Raw genomic sequence first — 19927 nt, 5'->3', positions numbered from 1 at the left:
CGGGACCGGAGGACGTCGTGACGCCGAGCGCGCCGCCGAAGGAAGCACCCAGCGCCGCGCCGATGCCGGCGATCTCGTCCTCGGCCTGGAAGGTGGTCACGCCGAAGCGCTTGTGCTTGGACAGCTCGTGCAGGATGTCCGAGGCCGGCGTGATCGGATAGGCGCCGAGGAACAGGGGCAGCCTGGTCAGCTGGGCACCGGCGATCAGGCCGTAGGCCAACGCCAGGTTGCCGGCGATGTTGCGGTAGTTGCCGGAGGCCAGCGCCGCCGGCTTCACCTCGTAGGAGACCCCGAAGGCCTCGGTGGTCTCGCCGTAGTTCCAGCCGGCCTTGAACGCCGAGATGTTGGCCTCGGCGATCTCGGGCTTCTTGGCGAACTTCTCGCGGAGGAACTGCAGGGTGCCTTCGGTGGGCCGGGAGTACATCCAGGACAGCAGGCCGAGGGCGTACATGTTCTTGGAGCGGCCGGCGTCCTTGCGGGAGAGGCTGGTGTGAGCCAGCGCGTCCAGGGTCAGCTGGGTCAGGTCCAGGGCGTGCACCGTGAAGGAGTCCAGGGTGCCGTCGGTGAGCGGGTTGCTCGACCAGCCGATGCGGGCCAGCGCACGTTCGGTGAAGTCGCGGGTGTCGACGATGATCGTGGCGCCCTTCAGCAGGTCGCCGAGGTTGGCCTTCAGGGCTGCCGGGTTCATCGCCACCAGCACGTCGGGCCGGTCACCAGGGGTGAGGATGTCGTGGTCGGCGAAATGCAGCTGGAAGGAGGAGACCCCGGCCAGTGTGCCGGCAGGTGCCCGGATCTCGGCCGGGAAGTTCGGCTGGCTCGACAGGTCGTTGCCGAAATTAGCCGTTTCCTGGGTGAAGCGGTCGCCGGTGAGTTGCATGCCGTCGCCAGAGTCACCGGCGATCCGGATGACTACTCGATCGAGTTGCCGGACCTCTGTGGACATGCGACTGTCCGCCTCCAATACTGCGTAAGAGCAGCCAACCGAACCGGGCACGGGTTCACGCGTCAGGCGCTACCCCTCCATGGTAGAGAGTGGGCGCCGGTCGGTCCGAGTGGCCTCGCTCACGGCTGTGGAAAACTTTTGCACCTCGTCAAACCGCCTGTCTACCCTCGGCGGGTATGCGAGCACGGGACAAGGTGGGCGGCTCGGCCCCCGACATAGAGGTCGACTTCACCGCACTGGGCCAACTTGTCACTGCTATCCACACTCTCAGTGACGAATTGGCGCGAAACGGCTCTTTGAGTAGTCAAATGGATGATCCCGATCTTCGGGACGCGCTAGTTCGAGTAGAGCGTAACTGGCACAAACAGCGACTCACATTGCAGACATTTCTGGACAGTGCTGCCAGTTCGGTGGCGCAAAGCCTAAGCGCATATCGCCAACTCGAAAGGGAGTTAGCGACGGTGGCCGCCACCGGCACCGATTGACAGCCGGAAGCACGTTTCGCCAGGAATGGACCGGCTTCCCTACCACAATGACTGGCCTCGGAGCGGGCCGTAGCGAGCCCGGAAACCCTTACCCGAAAAGCCTTCCGTGAACTTCTGGTTTCAAGACCGTCCGGATGGTATTTTCTGGCGAGGACAGTGTCCGAATTGAAGCAGATTGAGCTACGACTTTCTCAAAAGATGTCTAGAAGCCCGGCGTCGCGGGTACTACCAACGCGGCAACCGGAACCCGGTGCTGGTGGGTCGGCGGTATAGCACGTGAGCTAGGGGGCGTTATGGACAGCGATCTCCACGCATTGGAGTTGCCGGCCTTCGAACTGGACTGTCGTGACTGGCTGGTAGCCACGCCTGACGACGGTTCGGTACCGGAAGAGGTAGGTGGTGCCCCTGTGGTTGCCGTGCTCAGCACGGCTGTCATCAACATGCGTGACCTGACGCCCGCGAGTGCCGTGCTGAGCATCGGCCTGCTGGACGAGCCGGTCGAATCGGTGCGCCTGGACGCCAACAGCCCTGTCGCGGAGCTGATCGATATGGACGTCGCCGCCGGATCCGCCCGCTACGTGGTGCCCGCCCCCGACGGCCAGCTGGCCCTGCTTGCCGAGTTCACCGGCGGAAGTGACTGCGTCGAACTGCTGAAGAGGTTCGAGCAGCTCATGGCCTCTTTCCGATGGGCGAACTAGAGAATCTCCCGCCGTTTGGCATACTGATCACATGACGCAGTCTCGCCGGTCCGCAGTGGCCGTGCCGCGTCCGTTCTGGCAGGTGTCCTTCTGGACCAGCCGGCGCGCCTACTCCTTCGACCAGAGCTGTTAGCCACAGGACCCGCTGTCGCGGCCCGCGCCCTGTCTGTTCGCTAACCCTGGAGAACCTGCTATGAGCGCCCATCGGCGTGCTTCGGGCTTGCCCGAGCCCTTCCTCAACCCTGTCGAACTCCTGGACTTCGCCCGATTCATCGCTGACGAGGTGCTCGCCTGCCGGTATCTCGTCGAGTACGACGAGGGCCGGCGGTGGCACCGGCGGCTCTACCGCGACCAGCGGGTGGACCTGTGGCTGATCAGCTGGCTGCCCAGCCAAGGCACTCAACTGCACGACCACGGCGGTTCGGCCGGGGCGTTCACCGTGCTCAGCGGTGTACTCACCGAGGCGATCTACCAGCCGGCCGCGGCGGCAGCCGGCCGGTGGCCGGAGGCGTCCGGGCCGGGTGCCGGGCCGCCGCTGGTCGAGCGCCACCGGCCCAGCGGCAGCGGGGCGGGATTCGGCCGCCACTACGTTCACGATGTGCGCAACCTGTCACGGGAGCCGGCGATCAGCGTCCACGCGTACTCACCGCCCCTGACCAGCATGAGCTTCTATGACCTTGACGATGCCGGTGCACTGCGCACACTGGTGAGCATGCCGACCGAGCACCCGGAGCCAGTACTGAGTATGGGTTCACCGGCGGCATGAGCGGGGCGGCATGAGCGAAACAGGGGCCGGATTCAGCGGGGTCGAGGACCTGCTGGCTGCCGCTCGAGCCGGGCTGGAACGGCTGAGTGCCCCCGAGGCGGCCGCCGCGGTGGCCGACGGTGCCCGCCTGGTCGACATCCGACCGGCCTGGCAACGAGCCCGCGACGGTGAGATCAGCGGCGCCCTGGTGGTGGAGCGCAACCATCTGGAGTGGCGGTTGCACCCGCGATCGGCGGCCAGGCTCCGCTGGGCCCAACCCGGGCAACGCTGGATCGTGGTGTGCGCCGAGGGCTTCACGTCCTCGCTGGCCGCCGCGTCACTGCGCTCGATCGGCGTCGATGCCACCGACCTGATCGGGGGCATCCGCGCCTGGCAAGCAGCCGGCCTGCCGCTGGTCGCCGGCCCCAGCCGGGTCGAGCAGGTGGTCGGAACGGTGGGCAACGAGGCCGGCGTTGCTGCCGCGCTGTTGCCGCCGGAGCCCTCTGCCCGGGCAGACCAGCCGGACAGGCGGACGGGGCAGACCGACCGGGCAGATCGAGCAGGGTGACCGGCGGGTTGATCCCGCCTCAGACCCGGGCCAGCGCCCGTTGCGCCACGTCGATGACGTACTGCCCGTAGCCCGACTTGGCCAGTGCGTGGCCCAGGCTCAGCGCCTGGCTGGCATCGATGAAGCCGCGGGACAGGGCGATCTCCTCCAGGCACGCGATCCGGACGCCCTGGCGGTGCTCGAGAACCTGGACGAACTGGCCCGCCTCCAGCAGCGAGTCGTGGGTTCCGGTGTCCAGCCAGGCCGTGCCGCGGCCCAGGTCGATGAGTTCGGCGGTGCCCTGGGCCACGTAGAGGTTGTTGAGGTCGGTGATCTCCAACTCGCCCCGAGCCGACGGTCGAAGCTCGGCAGCCGCGTCCAGGACGGTGTTGTCGTAGAAGTACAGACCTGTGACGGCCAGGTTCGACTTCGGCACCGCCGGCTTCTCCTCGATGGAGATCAACCGGCCGTCGGCGTCAGCCTCGGCGACCCCGTAGCGCTCCGGGTCAGAGACCTGGTAGCCGAACAGCCGGCAGCCCACCGTCAGCTGTGCGGCGTCGGTCAGGGTGCGCCCGAGCAGGTGGCCGTAGAAGATGTTGTCCCCGAGCACCAACGCCACGGTGTCCGAGCCGACGTGCTCGCGGCCGATGAGAAATGCCTGGGCCAGGCCCGCCGGTTCCGGTTGCACCGCGTAGCTGAGCTGGATGCCCAGGTCCGAGCCGTCGCCGAGCAGCCGGATGAACTGCTCCTGGTCGTGCGGTGTCGTGATGATCAGGATCTCGGTGATGCCGGCCAGCATCAGGACCGACAACGGGTAGTAGATCATCGGCTTGTCATAGACCGGCAGCAGTTGCTTGCTCACTGCCCGGGTGATCGGATGCAGCCGCGTTCCGGAGCCACCGGCGAGGACGATGCCCTTCATGCGGCCCGTTACCGGTAGTTGTCGAACTGCAGCGGCACGCCGAAGTCGCCGGACTTGAGCATGGCGATGACCGCCTGCAGGTCATCGCGCTTCTTTCCTGAGACCCGCAGCTGGTCGCCCTGGATCTGGGCCTGCACACCCTTGGGGCCCTCGTCCCGGATCGCCTTGGCGATCTTCTTCGCCACATCGGCCTCGATGCCCTGCTTGAGCGAGCCGGTGATGACGTACTGCTTGCCCGAGGCCTTCGGCTCATCGGCGTCGAGCGCCTTGAGCGAGATCGAGCGCTTGACCAGCTTCTCCTTGAAGACCTCCAACGCGGCCGCCGCCCGGTCCTCGGTGTCAGCCCTGATGGTGATGCCGAGTTCGCCGGACCACTGGATCGAGGCGTTGGTGCCCCGGAAGTCGAAGCGCTGGGTCAGTTCTTTCGCGGCCTGGTTGAGGGCGTTGTCGGCTTCCTGCCGGTCGATCTTGCTGACGACGTCGAAGGATGGATCGGCCATGGGGTTCGATGCTCCTAGCGGTGGGTGATTCGACTGCGGCGAGATCGTGCTGTGGTAGCTACCCGCGACGGTAGCGGAGCGCCCCACGGCCAGCCGTGCCGACCGGCCCGCGGCCTGCCGGAGAACGCCGCCAGGTGGGCTGAAAGCAGGTCGGGCCCTCGTGTACGCTCGTTGCGCCCGCCCTGGTCGGGGTGCGCACGAGCGGTACCCAGAAGTTGATACGTTGTTTCTCCAAGGCGGTTTGCCCGAGTGGCCAAAGGGAGCAGACTGTAAATCTGCCGGCTCAGCCTACGTTGGTTCGAACCCAACAGCCGCCACCACCGAACGGACCTCCCGGCCCTGTAGCCGGGGGGTCCTTCCTTTCCCGGGTGTCGCTTCGCTTTCCCGGGTGTTGCTTCGGCGACCGGCGCGGCTAAGGGTGCCCATCGGACTTAGTGGACACTTTTCACTGGTTACTATCCACATCGCCTACACATTTCGTCGCTCGGGGTTGCCAACCGACTACCTACGGTTCATACTTGTACTGCCCTGGTGGTCGTTCCCCCGTGCGATCACCAGGGCTTTTCCATGCCCGCAGGCGACTTCCATGCCCCCGCGACAGGTAGCCCAATTTAGGGAACGGCAGGCGGGTCGGGTAGAGTTCATCCGGCGTTGGCGGCAGCCGGATCCGGTTGTCCAGACGTCAGCGTCTGGCCCCCTTAGCTCAGTCGGCAGAGCGTCTCCATGGTAAGGAGAAGGTCTACGGTTCGATTCCGTAAGGGGGCTCTGGTTCACCGGCGCACTCGCTGAACGATGTTCCGGGTGTGTCGAGGCGGCGGTACCGAACCAGACCGAACGAGGCGGGGTAGCTCAGCCTGGTAGAGCAAGCGGCTCATAATCGCTGTGTCGCCGGTTCAAGTCCGGCCCTCGCTACCGTATAGATCGCATGACCCTCTATCGAAAGGCACGAACGTGGCAGCCACCGAAGTCCGACCGAAGATCACCTTGGCGTGCCAGGAGTGCAAGCACCGCAACTACATCACCAAGAAGAACCGGCGCAACGACCCCGACCGGCTGGATCTGAAGAAGTTCTGTCCCAACTGCGGCAAGCACACCGCCCACCGTGAGACCCGATAGGCACACCACACGTCGCTGACTGGCGCCGCCCCGGCAGGGGCTGGCGCCAGTTTTGTTTCCGGAGGCAGTGCCGGGTATCTCCCGAACGAGGCGTTGCCGCGGTGAGATAGCGTGCCGGTATGCCGCTGGATCAGTCCTTCGAAGGCCGGGAGTACCCCCCGACCCCGCCCTACGAGGTCGGTCGGGAGAAGATCCGCGAGTTCGCCGACGCGATCGGCGACGACAATCCGGTCCACCGAGATCAGGCGGCGGCCAAGGCCCTGGGGTACTCCGACGTCATAGCGCCGCCGACCTTTCCGATCGTTCTGTCGATGCGGGCGGCGGCCCAGGTGGTACGGGACCCCGAGTTCGGGCTGGACTACTCCAAGGTGGTGCACGGCGAGCAGGAGTTCCGCTACACCCGGCCGGTCCAGGCCGGAGACGTCCTGCAGGTGAGCGTGCGGGTGGAATCGGTCCGGGTAGCGGCCGGCAACGACCTCATCACCACCCGAGGCGACATCACCACGCTGGACGGCGAGCTGGTCGTCACCGCCTACTCGACGCTGGTCGCTCGTGGCACCGCGGAGACCCGATCTCCCGAGGAGACCGGACCGACCGAGGCGACCGGACCGACCGAGGCGACCGCATCATGAGCGTCCGCTTCGCCGATGTGGCGATCGGCACCGAGCTGCCGGCACAGACCTTTCCGATCGAGCGGGTGACGCTGATTCGCTACGCGGGCGCCTCCGGGGACTTCAACCCCATCCACTGGAACCAGCAGACAGCTGTCGAGGTCGGACTGCCCGATGTCATCGCGCACGGCATGCTCACCATGGCGATGGCGGTCCGGGTGGTGACCGACTGGGTCGGGGATCCCGGTGCCGTGCTCGACTACAAGGTCCGTTTCAGTCGCCCGGTGGTCGTCGCCTCCGATCGGGCCACCCCCCTGGAGGTCAGTGCGGTGGTCCGCTCGATGGACGAGGCCGACCACACCGCCGAGATCCAGCTGACCGCGTCGGTGGCGGGTCAGACGGTCCTGGCCAAGGCGCGGGTCCGGGTCCGGCTGGCGCCGTGATGGCAGGCCTGAACGAAGGACCGACCTGGAGGTACGCCCATGAGTGGTGACGACGAGGACATCAGCATCAGCAAGGACGAGGCCGCCGGTCGTTACGAGCTCCGGCTCGGCGAGCGCCGGGTCGGTCTGGCTGACTTCTACCGGCGCGGCGACACGGTGGTCATCCCGCACACCGAGACCTTGCCGGAATTCGGCGGACGCGGGCTGGCCAGCCGATTGGTCCGGTACTGCCTGGACGACATCCGCGACCAGCACCTCCGGGTGGAGCCGGCCTGCCCGTTCGTCGCCGCCTACATCCGCCAGCACCCGGAGTACGCCGACCTGCTCGCCGACGCCTGACGGGCCCGGCAAGCGGCGGCGCGGTCCAGCGGACGGATCTCAGCGGGCGGTCCCACCGGAGGAATCTCAGCTGTCGGCCACCAGCTTCTGGATCCGGCCGATGCCCTCGACGAGATCGGCGTCGCTCAGGGCATAGGACAACCGGAGGTAGCCCGGGGTGCCGAATGCCTCGCCGGGCACCACCGCCACCTCCACCTCGTCCAGGATCAGGTTCGCCAGCTCGGCGGAGCTGCCGGCCGTCCTGCCCCGCAGCGGCCGGCCGAGCAAGCCCTTGACCTGGGGGTAGGCGTAGAACGCGCCGCCGGGGGACGGGCAGTGGACGCCGTCGATGGTGGAGAGCATCTCCACGATCGTGTGCCGGCGGCGGTCGAAGGCGGCCCGCATCTCGGCAACGGCGGACAGGTCACCGCTGACCGCCGCCAGCGCCGCCACCTGGGCGACATTAGAGACGTTGGAGGTGGCGTGCGACTGCAGGTTCGAGGCCGCCTTGACCACGTCCGCGGGCCCGATCAGCCAGCCGACCCGCCAACCGGTCATCGCGTAGGTCTTGGCGACGCCGTTGAGCACTACCACGCGGTCGCCCAGCGAGGGCGCGGCGGTGGCGATCGAGATCGCGCGGTGCCCGCCGTAGACCAGGTGCTCATAGATCTCGTCCGTCACCACCCAGAGGCCGTGCTCGGCCGCCCAGGCCCCGATCGCCTCGACCTGCTCGGCCTGGTACACCGCACCCGAGGGGTTGGACGGGGATACGAACAGCAGCACCTTGGTGCGCTCGGTACGAGCGGCCTCCAGCTGCTCGACATCGGCCAGGTAGCCGGTGGTCTCATCGGTCTGGACCTCGACGGGAACCCCGCCGGCCAGCTTGATGGCCTCCGGGTAGGTCGTCCAGTACGGCGCGACCAGCAGCACCTCGTCGCCCGGGTCCAGCAGCGTGGCGAAGGCGTTGTAGACGGCCTGCTTGCCGCCGTTGGTGATCAGCACCTGGGACGGCTCGACGGCGTAGCCGGAGTCGCGCAGGGTCTTGGCAGCCACCGCCGCGCGCAGTTCGGGAAGTCCGGCGACCGGGGTGTAGCGGTGGTATCGCGGCTGCCGCGCGGCCTCCACGGCTGCCTGGACGATGTAGTCGGGGGTGGCGAAGTCCGGTTCGCCGGCGCCGAAGCCGATCACCGGCCGGCCGGCCGCCTTCAGGGCCTTGGCCTTGGCGTCGACGGCCAGGGTGGCGGACTCGGCGATGGCTGAGATGCGATCTGAGATGCGGGTACCCATACCGTCATGGTTCCAGATGCCCACGGCGATTGCCGCCACGCCCAGCCCCGCTAGCCTGGGCCGGCGGGCCTGGGCGCAAGGCGGCTTTTGGCCGCAGCGACACCACCCTTTACACTGGCTCTCCGGGTCCACGTTGGGCCGTGCGTGAGCGTGCGCGCATCGAAGTAGCTTCGGTGGCGGTGGCGCTATTCGGCGGTTGTGGGGTGGGTCCGCTTTGGCAGAGCGGTTGGGCTGGTCGGACTGGTTTGCTAGAGGGGCGTGGCTCAATTGGTAGAGCACCGGTCTCCAAAACCGGCGGTTGCAGGTTCGAGTCCTGCCGCCCCTGCGCCATCAGCGCCGTACCGCATTCACCTCGGGTGAGCACGAGGCGGCGCCCCGAGAGGAGATACCGGTGACTGAGACACAGGCCGCACCCGCTCCGTCGTCGCGTCCGGATCCAGGATCGGGCCGAGGCCTCAGCATCCTGTGGCAGTGGCTGCCGGCGCTGATCCGGGCGTTGCAGCGGCGCACCCGGGAGACCGGGTCCGAGATGCGCAAGGTGCTGTGGCCCTCACGCAAGGAGATGATCACCTACACCGTGGTGGTCATGATCTTCGTGGTGATCATGGTGACCATCGTGGCACTGCTGGACTTCGGGCTGGCCAAGGCGGTACTGGCGGTATTCGGCTGACCGACCAGCCGCCGGTGTCCTGATGACCGGCCCGCACCAACGACCTGACCGCACTACGTGAATAGCAAGGAAGAGAGCCTGTGACCGAGTTCGACAGAAACGCCGCGGACGATGCGGCGGCTGACGGCAGCACCGCCGACGAGCTGACCGCTCCGGATGCCGAGGCCGTCCTGCCCGCTCTCGACGTCGAGGACGAGGTCTACGGGGTCAGCGCCGAGGACAAGTACAACGAGGCTGCCGAGGACGACGCTGACCAGGCGTGGGCCAGGGCCGCCGCCGAACTCTCCGTGGAGTCCGACACCGCCCCCGCCGACGGGTCCGAGGCGCCGGCTGGCGATGGTCTGGCCGGCAGTGGTGAGGCCGGCAATGGTGAGGAGCCGGCAGAGCCGGTTTCGCTGGACCCCGTCGAGGAGTTGCGTGCCCAGCTTCGCCGGGCGCCGGGGGACTGGTTCGTGGTGCACTCCTACGCCGGCTACGAGAACAAGGTGAAGACCAACCTGGAGAGCCGGATCTCCTCGCTGGACATGGAGGACTACATCTACCAGGTGGAGGTCCCCACCGAAGAGGTTGTGGAGATCAAGAACGGCAAGCGCCAGCAGGTCAACCGCAAGGTGTTTCCCGGCTACATCCTGGTGCGGATGGAGCTCACCGACGACTCCTGGGGCGCCGTGCGCAACACCCCGGGCGTGACCGGCTTCGTCGGCGCGACCTCCAAGCCGTCGCCACTGACCATGGACGAGGTCATCAAGATCCTCGCCCCGGCGGTGCAGAAGTCCGGCGCGGCCGGCAAGTCCGGTTCGGCCGGTGCCGCGGACGGCACCGGATCGGCTCCGGTTGAGGTGGTGGACTTCGAGATCGGCGAGTCGGTGACCGTCATGGACGGGCCCTTCGCCACCCTGCCCGCCACCATCAACGAGATCGATTCGCTGCACGCCAAGCTCAAGGTGCTGGTCTCGATCTTCGGCCGTGAGACTCCGGTCGAGCTGTCCTTCAGCCAGGTCTCCAAGATCTAGCGCCACCGACCAGCACACATCCGCCTATCCAGAAGAAGAGACGACGAAATGCCTCCCAAGAAGAAGAAGCTCACCGCGGTCATCAAGCTGCAGATCAAGGCCGGCATGGCCAACCCGGCGCCGCCGGTCGGTCCGGCACTCGGCCAGCACGGCGTGAACATCATGGAGTTCTGCAAGGCCTACAACGCGGCGACCGAGGCCCAGCGTGGCCAGGTCGTCCCGGTGGAGATCTCGGTCTATGAGGACCGCTCGTTCACCTTCGTCACCAAGACCCCGCCGGCCGCCCGGCTGCTGCTGCAAGCTGCCGGAGTCGAGAAGGGATCGGGCGAGCCGCACAAGACCAAGGTCGCCAAGATCAGCATGGCGCAGGTCCGCGAGATCGCCCAGACCAAGATGGAAGACCTCAACGCCAACGATCTCGACCAGGCCTCCAAGATCATCGCCGGGACCGCCCGGTCGATGGGAATCACCGTCTCGGACTAGTCGTTGCCGTTAGCCGAGTGCGACAGCCTCACCAGTAACACCGCACCACCGAGTGGGAGGCCGCCGACCGTCGGCGGCCGTCGGACCACGGAAATCCAAGGAGTACGTTCATGGCAAAGCACGGCAAGGCGTATCAGGACGCCGCCAAGTTGATCGATCAGACCAAGATCTACAGCCCGCTGGAGGCCGCGAAGGTCGCCATCGCGAGTTCACCCGCCAAGTTCGACGCGACCGTCGAGGTGGCGATGCGGCTCGGGGTCGACCCGCGCAAGGCCGACCAGATGGTCCGCGGCACGGTCAGCCTGCCGCACGGCACCGGCAAGACCGCTCGGGTGATCGTGTTCGCCACCGGCGCCCAGGCCGAGGCCGCGCGGGCCGCCGGAGCCGACCGGGTGGGCAGTGACGACCTGATCGCCGAGATCACCGACGGCTTCCTCGACTTCGACGCCGCGATCGCCACCCCCGACCAGATGGCCAAGGTCGGCCGGATCGCCCGGATCCTCGGCCCGCGTGGCCTGATGCCCAACCCGAAGACCGGCACGGTGACCCCGGACGTGGCCAAGGCCGTCACCGACATCAAGGGCGGCAAGATCACCTTCCGGGTGGACAAGCAGGCCAACCTGCACCTGATCATCGGCAAGGCATCCTTCTCACCGGAGAAGCTGGTGGAGAACTACGGCGCCGCGCTGGACGAGGTGCTGCGCGCCAAGCCGGCCTCGGCCAAGGGCAAGTACCTGAAGAAGGTGGTGTTCGCCACCACCATGGGCCCCGGCATCCCGGTGGACACGCTGCGGACCCGCAACCTGCTGGAGGACACCACGCCGGCCTGATGCCGGCAGGGTCGGACCAGCAGGGTCGTCTAGGCCGAGTGCTGGCTGACCGGTGGGCACCCGAGGGCTGGACAGGCCGAGCAGAAGAAGGGGCGGGCAGCGATGCCCGCCCCTTCCGCTCGTCCGGTGCGCTGTACGTCCAGGGCCACGGGATTCGCGCCCGGCCGGGAACCAGATCCCCCGCTGCTGGTTCTCCGACCGCGGTGGAGGAACGGCTGCCCGCACGGCCGGTCCCGGTGGGTGCTCACCGGGACCGGCCAATCGGGATGCGGTCCTCACCAGTGCAGAGGCGGCGGCAGTCGCGGCTGATACCTCCTGCTGAAAACCGAAAGTACGAACCGCCCCTAAGCCACGGCGGATCTAACGCCCGAAGCGGTACATCCATTGCCATGTATCAATGGGGCAGCTGCAATCTCCTTGTGGTGTAGTGAAAACGTCCTAGGCTCAGCTTCACCGGCAAACGGTGGCAGCAACTCGACACCGGGAAGTTCGCAACGACGGATGTGGCAACCATGATCAATGCCGAAGCTGAACAAGGAACACTGGCCAGCCGCGCTGGTGAGGTGTTCCAGCGCTATCGCGACGGCGACTCGCAGGCGATGGGGGAGTTGGTCGCGATGCTGACTCCCATCCTGTGGCACACCGTCCGTGCGCAACGGCTGGACAAGGAATCGACCGAGGATGTGCTGCAGACCACCTGGCTGGCATTGGTCCGCAGCGCGGATGGCATCTCCGATCCTCGTGCGGTGCTGCAGTGGTTGATCATCTCCGCCCGCCGGGAAGCCTGGCGGGTGATGCGGGGCCAATCGCGGCAGCTGCCTTACGAGATCGACGAGGACGCCGTCCGCACCCCTGAGGACGAGCTCCCCGAGAGCGTCGTGCTGCGGGGGACTTCGGAGAAGGTGCTCTGGTCGCACGTGGCGGAACTGCCCGAACGCTGCCGGGCCCTACTGCGGGTGATCGCCTTCGCCGATCGTCCTGATTATCCAGAACTGGCCCGGTCACTGGGCATGCCCATAGGAAGCATCGGCCCGACTCGGGGCCGATGCCTTGCGAAGCTGCGCGCTTCACTGTCCGCCGATGCTCGTTGGGAGCTGCGATGAACACCTCCGAGATTCCTGCCGGCGACCTGGCCGGAGCTCCACTCGACGCCTCGGACGCGATCGTCCTGAGCATGATTGCCGATCTCTACAGCCACCTCGACCCGGTTCCCTCGGATCTGGTGGACCGGCTGGAGTTCAGCATCACCCTCGACGCCCTCAACGCCGAACTCGCCGAACTCCAGCAACTGCCCGAGGCCGCGCTGGCCTCTCGGGCCGAGCAGGCCAGCGTCGTCAAGACGCTTACCTTCACCAGCGACAGCCTCACGACAATGGTCGCGATCAGCCCCGACGGCCCGGACCGGGTGCGGATCGACGGCTGGATCGCACCCGGTGCCGAGGCCACCGTCGAAGTGCACCAAGGCCAGCTGAGCCGCCAGGTGTCGGCCGACACCGACGGCAGGTTCGTGTTCGAAGACCTCGCGCACGGGCTCACCCGGTTCGTGGTGCGGCCCGCACAGGCTGCCGCCCACCCGCCGGTCATGACGCCCGCCGTCGAGATCTGACCAGCCAACAGAGGCTGTTGTCGCAACGCACACCGGATGAGGAACCAATGAGCTCCCCCAAGACGCCTGACGACATCGGCATGGCGCCGCCCAAGCGTCGCCGCCGCGAGCCAAGCCTGAACCCGCCGCCGGAGCTCCTGAACAAGCACGGCGGCCGGGTGCTCGACCCCTCCAGTGCCGTCCGGCTGCCGGGCCAGCCGCCGATCCGTCCGACCGTCTACGTCGGTGCCCGGCTGCTGGTTCGCTCGGTCAAGCTGGACGAGGAGGTGCTGCCCGCCCTCAATCAGGCGGCCACGGAGGCGAACCTGCGGTTGGTCTTCGAGGAAGCCGACGGCAGGCTGCTGGAACTGGCCCGGCAGGCGGGTCTGGAGGACCTGGCCCTGCGGGTGCTGGCCACCCGGGTCCGGCTGGAGCCGGCCACCGACAAGCCGGCCGCGCCACCGGATGCCTGGAAGGTGCTGCAGAACTACCGGTCCATCGTCGGCCCGAACAGCCCGGCCGCCCATCAGGTGAGCCTGGATCACCTGCTCACCGCAACCCACTCGGCAGGCATCTCCGGCGTCCCCTACATGGGCGGCGGCAGCGTCGGGGGCGTGCCGTACATGGGCGGCGGCAGCGTCGATGGCGTGCCCTACATGGGCGGCGGCAGTGTCGGGATCAGCTCGCAGTACGGCATTCCGGGGCACGGCGGCCGGACTCCGGTCACCTGGCTGGGACCGGTGCCCACCCGGGTCGCGCAGCAGGATCTGCCATGCCGCCGACCGGTCATCGCGGTACTGGACACCGGCGTCGGCAAGCACCCCTGGCTACCGGCCTCGATCGTCAAGCGCCACCCGTCGGTCGGCAGCCTTCCGATCGGGCACACCGATCCGGCGACCGATCCCGAGGTGAGCGGTCAGCTGGGCAGCCCGCTGGAGGGCACCCTGGATACGGATGCCGGCCACGGCACCTTCATCGCCGGCCTGATCCGCCAGATCTGTCCGGACGCCAACATCCTGGCCATCCGGGTGATGTACGGCGACGGCGCGGTGCCGGAGGGAGACCTGCTGGAAGCGCTGAACCGGTTGTTGCTGCGGCAGGCGCTGGCCCAGGCGCTGGACAAGCCGAGCTGGCTCGTCGACGTCATCTCATTGTCCCTGGGCTACTACCACGAGCTGCCGGCCGACTTCGCCTATGACCAGTTGCTGATCGAGACCCTGCGGGCGCTCGGCGAGCTGGGCGTCGCGGTGATCGCCGCCGCCGGCAATGACGCGACCGCTCGGCACTTCTACCCGGCCGGCTTCGCGCCACACACGGACCGGCGGTTGAACCCTGTCGAGCGGGACGTGCTGCCGGTGATCAGTGTGGGTGCGCTCAATCCGGACCTGGAGTCGATCGCGCTCTTCAGCAACGCCGGCGACTGGGTGTGCTGCCACCGCCAGGGTGCGGCTCTGGTCAGCACCATGCCCACCACCTTCGACGGATCACTGCAGCCGGCAGCTGCCGTGCACGTCAATGGCCGGCTGCGGTCCACCATCGACCCCGACAACTTCCACGGCGGCTTCTCGGTCTGGAGTGGCACGTCCTTCGCGGCGCCCATCCTGGCCGCGGAAGTGGCCAAGTCCCTCTGGGAGACCAAGGAACTGGACACCTCTGATCCGGCGGCCATGCTCGGCCGGGGCTGGAGCGCGCTGGAACGGCTGGTTCAGCTGCGGCGGCCAGAGCCCAGCGCACTGTCGAACGGCCGGCCACCGGTACCCGCCTACTGATGCTTCCACCCGGATAACGGGGGATGGCCGCCGTCAGCCGCTGACAGCTGTGAGCCTGCGGTGTAGCGGCGGCCGCACCGGGGGTCTGGCGGGGGTAGGTGCATCGCACTCGAGTCGGTAGGGTCGGTGCATGATCCGCACCGGCAGCGCGGGTCTGGCCGAAGCGAGACGGCTGCACGCGCTGGGCGTCGAGCACAACAACGCAGGGCATCCGCTGCGTGCCATCAAGCTGTTCCGGCGCGCTCTGTCCTTGCCGGTGCTCGGCGGGGCGGCTGACGACGAGGCCAGGCTGGTCGCGGCCCGGATCTGGGTCAGCATGGCGATGAGCGAATCCGAACTGAAGAGTTCTGAGCGCGGGCTGGCCGCGTTGGCCGAAGCCGAGCGGCTGGTGGACCTGGCCGAGCATCCACAGTTCAGTGCCTTGCTGCATCTGCAGAACGGCTACATCCGGGTCCGTGCCGGGCACTTCGAATCCGGCCTGGCGCACCTCGATTCCGCGGTTGCCCTGATCGAGCACGCCGAGCCCGCGCACGCCTGCAACATCCTGCTCGACCGCGGCAGCCTGCACCTCTACCGCGGTCAGCTGGCCCGGGCCAGGCAGGACCTGAGCCAGTCGGCGGAGCTGGCGGCCGAACACGGCCTGCTGGTGGAGGAGTTCAAGGCCAAGCACAACCTCGGGTATCTGGAATTCCTGACCGGCAACCTGGCGCTGGCACTGAAGACCATGGACGACGCGCAGGCCATCAACGCCAAGGTGTCCCTCGCGGTGGCGCTGCTGGACCGGGCCCGGGTGCTGCTGGAGGTGGGCCTGCACCGCGAGTCCGACGACGCGCTGATCGAGGCTGCGGCGCTGTTCCGGGCCGACCGGCTGCACAAGGAACTGGCCGAGGTCGAGCTGGCCAGGGCCGAGTGCGCCCTGCTGGACGGCGAGATCGCGGCGGCTCGCCGGCTCGCGGCGACCGCCCGGGACCGGTTCCGCAGGCGATCCAATGACCGCTGGCGCCGCGACGCGGAACTGGTGCTGCTGCATGCGGACCTGGCAGCCGGCCGTCCCGGTGGCCGGCTGGTGGACCCCGCACTGCGGCTGGCGGCAGAGTTTCGCGGCGCCGGCCTGGAGACCCAGGCCCGAACCAGCCAGCTGGTTGCCGCCGAGGCACTGCTGCGGGCCGGGCGAACCGAGCAGGCTCGCGCGGTGGCAGGCGAGGCAGGCCCGGTCCGGTCCACCGACCCGGTCTCGGCCCGGCTGCATACCCGGCTGGTGCGGGCCCGGCTGTCCATCGCCGCCCGGGACACCGCGAGCGCTCGCCGCGAGATCCGTACCGGGCTGGCCGAGCTTGCCAACCACCAGGCCCAGTTCGGGGGTATCGACCTGCAGACGGCGAGCGCTGTGCACGGCCGCCAGCTCGCCGAGCTGGACCTGTCACTGGCGCTTGCCGAGGGCAAGCCGGCCGGGGTGCTCGCCGCGATCGAGCGCGGGCGGGCAACCTCGAGCCGGCTGCCGAGGGTCAGCGCGCCCTCGGACCCGGTGGCCGCTGACCTGCTGGCCGAACTACGGCACGCGGTCGACGGGCTGCGCTCCATCCGGTCCGACGCCGCGGCCACCGAGCAGGCCGACGCGCACCGGCGCCGGGTCGCGGAGCTGCAGCGAGCCCTGCGTTCGCGGGCCTGGCAGGCGGCGGGCTCGGGGACCGCGCCCCGGCCGGCGCCGCTGGGCCAGATCGAGGCCGAGCTGAGCCGGGCCGGGACGGCACTGGTGTGCTACTTCGACGTGGGCGGCGTGCTGCACGCCGTCGTCCTCGCCGGCGGCCGGTCGCGCATCGTGACCATCGGTAACAGCGTGACGGTGTCGGAGATGATCCGCCGGGTCCGCGCCGATCTCGACGTGCTTGCCCGTGGACACCTGCCGAATGCGATGCACTCCGCTGTCTGCGCGACGTTGAACCGATCGCTGGCCAGGCTTTCGGAGGTGTTGCTGGCACCGCTGGCCCTGCCCGAGGACCGGCTGGTGATCGTGCCGACCGGGTCCCTCGCGGCATTGCCCTGGACGAACCTGCCGCCCATGAAGCACTGCCCGGTGGTGGTGGCGCCCTCCGCGACGGCCTGGTTGGCGGCCACCCGGCAGGCCGAGCGTGGCAGCGGGCCGGTGGTGGCGGTCGCCGGGCCCGATCTGGTGCACTCGGAGAAGGAGGTGGCCGCGATCGGCCGGTTGTGGCCGCGGTCGCGGGTGCTGGCCGGTGGCGACGGCGGTCGCGCCGACGTGGTGTCGGCCCTCGCCTCGGCCACCCTGGTGCACGTGGCCGCGCACGGCCAGCACCAGGCGGAGAACCCGCTGTTCTCCTCCATCCGGCTGGTCGACGGGCCGCTGTTCGCCTACGAGCTCGACCACACCAGCCGGGCGGCCGAGCATGTGGTGCTGTCGGCGTGCGAGCTGGGTCAGGCCACCATCCGGGTCGGTGATGAGGCGCTCGGGCTGACCAGCGTGCTGCTGCGGCTGGGCACCCGAGCGGTGATCTCCGGGGTGGCCCGGGTGCATGACGACGTCGCCGCCGAGGTGATGACCCGCTATCACGCGGCGCTGGCGACCGGGGTCGATTCGGCACAGGCACTGGCCGCTGCGTGTTCGGGTTCGGCCACGCCGGCACCGTTCGTCTGCTTCGGCTCTAGTTGGTGAGGGGAACCGGCGGGTAGTGGGCCAGTTCGGCGACGCGCGTCAGCAATAGCGCCTCGGAATGGTCATCCTCTGAGGATCAGCAGCCGCTGCACGGTCGGGACGGCCTCAGGCGGGGCTGCCCATCACGCGCAGGGTTTTGATGAGATCGCCCTCGAACTCGAAGTGATTCGTGTTGAAGGGCATGACCACGCGGGTGCCGTCGGGCCTGACGATGGTCATCCGCTGCTCGGTGACCGCGCGGTTGTCCTCGATCACGACCGCGAGCATCTCGGGCTCGATGTGAGGGAAGTCCTGGAAGAGCTGGGCGTAGAAGCCACGGATGGCCTCCTTGCCGTAGAAGGGCTCCGGCGCGACCACGAAGGTGGCGAAGGCGTCGTCGGTGAACATCGCGACGACCTCCTCCAGCCGGTTGCTGTGCGCATACTCGAAGTACTTGTCGACGAGCGCGGCGTAGTGCGCCCGGCTGTGCTTGCCGTGCGCCCCTGCTTCATGGATGTCTTGAACGGTGCGGACGTTGTCCTGGGACATGATTACTCCTCTACTGCGGACGAATGGGTCCTAGCGAATCGGTGAGGGGATCGCCCCTCGCCCGCTGTTCTTCTGGCAGGAGGGGGACCAATCGTTCCTCCACCAACCAAAGAGAGCAGCCATGAAGAAGTAGCAGACCAAGAAACTCCAGATCAACCGGGAGACCCTGATCGTCCTCACGTCCTCGCTCACCCCTCGCTCGCCTAAGCGCTGTCTACGCAGTTCTGCGTCTGCGCGGCGAATTTGGCCGGCCGTTAGTTTTTCCGTAACATTGACTCCTGATCCACCCGAAGACCGCTGGTCACCGCACGCGCACGTGCGATCGAACAGCTCCGGACAGCGCCGGAGCGGCCCGCGCAGGATGGCCGGAAGCGACGTGTCTGTTCGCCCCGTGCGCCCTGCGCCGGGGCGTTCTTGCGTTTCTGGAGCTGGTCGGCGAGCTCGCTGCTCAGGCGGACCGGCGCAGACATGCAAGAGAGGAGGGACATGCCGAACAAAGAGAAGCTCGGTGCGGTTGCTGAGATCGTCGATCATTTCAATGGATCGTCGGCGACGGTGATCACCGAATACCGCGGCCTGACGGTCAAGCAGGTCACCCAGCTTCGCCAAGCGCTGGGCGGGGACACCACCTACACGGTGGTCAAGAACACCCTGACCCGGCTGGCGGCCGCCGAGGCCGGTGTCAGCATCGACGACAGCCTGCTGGTCGGGCCGACCGCCATCGCCTTCGTCAAGGGTGACCCGGTTGCGGCCGCCAAGGGCCTGCGTGATTTCGCCAAGACCAACCCGCTGCTGGTCATCAAGGGCGGTGTGCTCGAAGGCAGGTCGCTGAGCGCGGCCGAGGTCAACCAGATCGCTGACCTGGACTCCCGCGAGGTGTTGCTGGCCAAGGTGGCCGGCGTCCTCAAGGCGCTGCCGACCCGAGCCGCCGCGCTGTTCCAGGCGCCGCTGTCCCAGGTCGCCAGGCTCGCCCAGGCGCTGGAGGACAAGACTGCGGCCGAGGGCGGCGGGCAGGCCTCCGACACCTCGGCCGAGGCACCTGCTGCCCTGGTTTCAGACGCTGCCGAGGCACCCGCGGCCGAGGCACCCGCTGAGGCTGCAGCAACCGAGGCTCCCGCTGCCGCCGAGGCACCTGCTGCCCCGGCTTCAGACGCAGCGGAGGCACCTGCTGCCGAGGCACCCGCGGCCGAGGCACCCGCTGAGGCTGCAACCGACACTCCCGCCGAGCCGGCGGAGCAGTAACCAACCCATCTGCCGGCTTTCCGGCGATACAGAAAGGACGCCACATCATGGCGAAGCTCAGCACCGACGAGCTCATCGACGCGTTCAAGGAGCTCACCCTTCTCGAACTGTCGGCATTCGTGAAGCAGTTCGAGGAGACCTTCGACGTCACCGCTGCTGCCCCCGTGGCCGTCGCGGCCGCACCGGCCGCCGGTGGCGGCGGGGGTGGCGACGAGGCCGCTGCCGAGCAGGATGAGTTCGACGTCATCCTCGAGGCTGCCGGCGACAAGAAGATCCAGGTCATCAAGGAGGTGCGCAGTCTGACCTCGCTCGGCCTCAAGGAGGCCAAGGACCTGGTCGACAACGCGCCCAAGCCGGTCCTGGAGAAGGTCGCCAAGGACGCTGCCGAGAAGGCCAAGGCCTCCCTCGAGGGCGCCGGCGCCACCGTCACCGTCAAGTGACCCCCTCCCCGGTCTGACCGGGGACTGCACGACCCAGCACGGCACAGCAGGGGCCGTCCTCCTCGCGGAGGGCGGCCCCTG

23 protein-coding genes and 4 tRNA genes are annotated in these 19927 nt (G+C 68.1%); 22 read left to right on the top strand and 5 right to left on the bottom strand.

Features of this window, described 5'->3' with window-relative positions; translation table 11 throughout:
• The coding region (locus VF542_RS19395; RefSeq protein ID WP_408653341.1) for a 2-oxoacid:acceptor oxidoreductase family protein at positions 1-943 on the bottom strand (943 nt) is incomplete at its 3' end.
• Positions 944-1119: 176 nt separating this feature from the next.
• Here VF542_RS19395 and VF542_RS19390 point away from each other — a divergent pair.
• From VF542_RS19390 to VF542_RS19375, 4 genes are all read left to right on the top strand, one after another.
• Entirely contained in the window at positions 1120-1428 is a 309-nt protein-coding gene (locus tag VF542_RS19390; RefSeq protein WP_408653340.1) for a hypothetical protein, read from the top strand.
• Positions 1429-1721: 293 nt separating this feature from the next.
• Positions 1722-2126 (top strand): hypothetical protein, encoded by a 405-nt coding sequence (locus VF542_RS19385; protein ID WP_408653339.1) that lies wholly within the window; start codon positions 1722-1724, stop codon positions 2124-2126.
• Positions 2127-2319: 193 nt separating this feature from the next.
• Positions 2320-2892 carry a cysteine dioxygenase gene (locus VF542_RS19380; RefSeq protein ID WP_408653338.1) on the top strand — a complete coding sequence of 191 codons (573 nt, stop codon included), beginning with the start codon at positions 2320-2322 and terminating at the stop codon, positions 2890-2892.
• Positions 2893-2902: 10 nt separating this feature from the next.
• A complete protein-coding gene (locus tag VF542_RS19375; protein WP_408653337.1) occupies positions 2903-3439 on the top strand; it encodes a rhodanese-like domain-containing protein in 537 nt (178 codons plus the stop codon).
• 19 nt (positions 3440-3458) lie between these two features.
• Here the strand turns inward: VF542_RS19375 and rfbA are convergent, their stop codons facing one another.
• Positions 3459-4340: a glucose-1-phosphate thymidylyltransferase RfbA gene (rfbA, locus tag VF542_RS19370; RefSeq protein ID WP_408653336.1), complete on the bottom strand. Its 882-nt coding sequence runs from the start codon at positions 4338-4340 to the stop codon at positions 3459-3461.
• A gap of 8 nt (positions 4341-4348) precedes the next feature.
• Positions 4349-4840, bottom strand: a complete 492-nt coding sequence (locus VF542_RS19365) for a YajQ family cyclic di-GMP-binding protein (RefSeq protein ID WP_408653335.1) — start codon at positions 4838-4840, stop codon at positions 4349-4351.
• A 235-nt stretch (positions 4841-5075) separates the two neighbouring features.
• Between VF542_RS19365 and VF542_RS19360 the strand changes: the two genes are divergently transcribed.
• From VF542_RS19360 to VF542_RS19330, 7 genes are all read left to right on the top strand, one after another.
• Positions 5076-5160 (top strand) — tRNA-Tyr (locus VF542_RS19360).
• Between the two features lie 372 nt (positions 5161-5532).
• Positions 5533-5605: transfer RNA gene (locus tag VF542_RS19355), tRNA-Thr, on the top strand.
• Between the two features lie 73 nt (positions 5606-5678).
• Positions 5679-5752, top strand: a tRNA-Met gene (locus VF542_RS19350).
• Positions 5753-5791: 39 nt separating this feature from the next.
• The gene (gene rpmG, locus VF542_RS19345) at positions 5792-5956 is read left to right on the top strand and encodes a 50S ribosomal protein L33 (protein ID WP_408653334.1); all 165 of its coding nucleotides are present in this window, start codon (positions 5792-5794) and stop codon (positions 5954-5956) included.
• 119 nt (positions 5957-6075) lie between these two features.
• Entirely contained in the window at positions 6076-6588 is a 513-nt protein-coding gene (locus tag VF542_RS19340) for an FAS1-like dehydratase domain-containing protein (RefSeq protein ID WP_408653333.1), read from the top strand.
• Entirely contained in the window at positions 6585-7010 is a 426-nt protein-coding gene (locus VF542_RS19335; RefSeq protein WP_408653332.1) for a MaoC/PaaZ C-terminal domain-containing protein, read from the top strand. Before VF542_RS19340 ends, VF542_RS19335 begins: the two co-directional genes overlap by 4 nt.
• A gap of 39 nt (positions 7011-7049) precedes the next feature.
• Positions 7050-7349, top strand: a complete 300-nt coding sequence (locus VF542_RS19330; RefSeq protein ID WP_408653331.1) for a GNAT family N-acetyltransferase — start codon at positions 7050-7052, stop codon at positions 7347-7349.
• A 66-nt stretch (positions 7350-7415) separates the two neighbouring features.
• On the opposite strand, the gene VF542_RS19325 is transcribed toward VF542_RS19330, so the two are convergent.
• On the bottom strand, positions 7416-8615 hold the full coding sequence (locus VF542_RS19325) for a pyridoxal phosphate-dependent aminotransferase (RefSeq protein ID WP_408653330.1): 1200 nt from the start codon (positions 8613-8615) through the stop codon (positions 7416-7418).
• A gap of 252 nt (positions 8616-8867) precedes the next feature.
• Here VF542_RS19325 and VF542_RS19320 point away from each other — a divergent pair.
• The 9 genes from VF542_RS19320 to VF542_RS19280 all read left to right on the top strand — a co-directional run bounded on the left by VF542_RS19320 (position 8868) and on the right by VF542_RS19280 (position 17636).
• Positions 8868-8940 (top strand) — tRNA-Trp (locus VF542_RS19320).
• A 66-nt stretch (positions 8941-9006) separates the two neighbouring features.
• Positions 9007-9285: a preprotein translocase subunit SecE gene (gene secE, locus VF542_RS19315; RefSeq protein ID WP_408653329.1), complete on the top strand. Its 279-nt coding sequence runs from the start codon at positions 9007-9009 to the stop codon at positions 9283-9285.
• A 143-nt stretch (positions 9286-9428) separates the two neighbouring features.
• Positions 9429-10298: a transcription termination/antitermination protein NusG gene (gene nusG, locus VF542_RS19310; RefSeq protein WP_408653342.1), complete on the top strand. Its 870-nt coding sequence runs from the start codon at positions 9429-9431 to the stop codon at positions 10296-10298.
• 48 nt (positions 10299-10346) lie between these two features.
• Positions 10347-10781 carry a 50S ribosomal protein L11 gene (rplK, locus tag VF542_RS19305; RefSeq protein ID WP_408653328.1) on the top strand — a complete coding sequence of 145 codons (435 nt, stop codon included), beginning with the start codon at positions 10347-10349 and terminating at the stop codon, positions 10779-10781.
• A 110-nt stretch (positions 10782-10891) separates the two neighbouring features.
• Positions 10892-11611 carry a 50S ribosomal protein L1 gene (rplA, locus tag VF542_RS19300; protein ID WP_408653327.1) on the top strand — a complete coding sequence of 240 codons (720 nt, stop codon included), beginning with the start codon at positions 10892-10894 and terminating at the stop codon, positions 11609-11611.
• Between the two features lie 512 nt (positions 11612-12123).
• Positions 12124-12714: an RNA polymerase sigma factor gene (locus VF542_RS19295; protein WP_408653326.1), complete on the top strand. Its 591-nt coding sequence runs from the start codon at positions 12124-12126 to the stop codon at positions 12712-12714.
• Entirely contained in the window at positions 12711-13217 is a 507-nt protein-coding gene (locus tag VF542_RS19290; RefSeq protein WP_408653325.1) for a carboxypeptidase regulatory-like domain-containing protein, read from the top strand. Before VF542_RS19295 ends, VF542_RS19290 begins: the two co-directional genes overlap by 4 nt.
• A 47-nt stretch (positions 13218-13264) precedes the next feature.
• Positions 13265-14965, top strand: a complete 1701-nt coding sequence (locus VF542_RS19285; protein WP_408653324.1) for a S8 family peptidase — start codon at positions 13265-13267, stop codon at positions 14963-14965.
• 130 nt (positions 14966-15095) lie between these two features.
• A complete protein-coding gene (locus VF542_RS19280) occupies positions 15096-17636 on the top strand; it encodes a CHAT domain-containing protein (protein ID WP_408653323.1) in 2541 nt (846 codons plus the stop codon).
• Between the two features lie 105 nt (positions 17637-17741).
• On the opposite strand, the gene VF542_RS19275 is transcribed toward VF542_RS19280, so the two are convergent.
• Positions 17742-18164 (bottom strand): nuclear transport factor 2 family protein, encoded by a 423-nt coding sequence (locus VF542_RS19275; protein ID WP_408653322.1) that lies wholly within the window; start codon positions 18162-18164, stop codon positions 17742-17744.
• 486 nt (positions 18165-18650) lie between these two features.
• On the opposite strand from VF542_RS19275, the gene rplJ reads away from it, so the two are divergent.
• Positions 18651-19406, top strand: coding sequence for a 50S ribosomal protein L10 (rplJ, locus tag VF542_RS19270; RefSeq protein WP_408653321.1), 756 nt, complete (start codon positions 18651-18653; stop codon positions 19404-19406).
• 47 nt (positions 19407-19453) lie between these two features.
• Complete coding sequence (gene rplL / locus VF542_RS19265; protein WP_408653320.1) at positions 19454-19846, top strand: 50S ribosomal protein L7/L12; 393 nt, start codon at positions 19454-19456, stop codon at positions 19844-19846.
• The last annotated feature ends 81 nt before the right edge of the window (positions 19847-19927 follow it).

This window comes from Jatrophihabitans sp., assembly GCF_036389215.1.
In the GTDB taxonomy this organism is placed as follows: domain Bacteria; phylum Actinomycetota; class Actinomycetes; order Mycobacteriales; family Jatrophihabitantaceae; genus Jatrophihabitans_A.
This window is presented reverse-complemented; position numbering and strand designations above follow the sequence as displayed.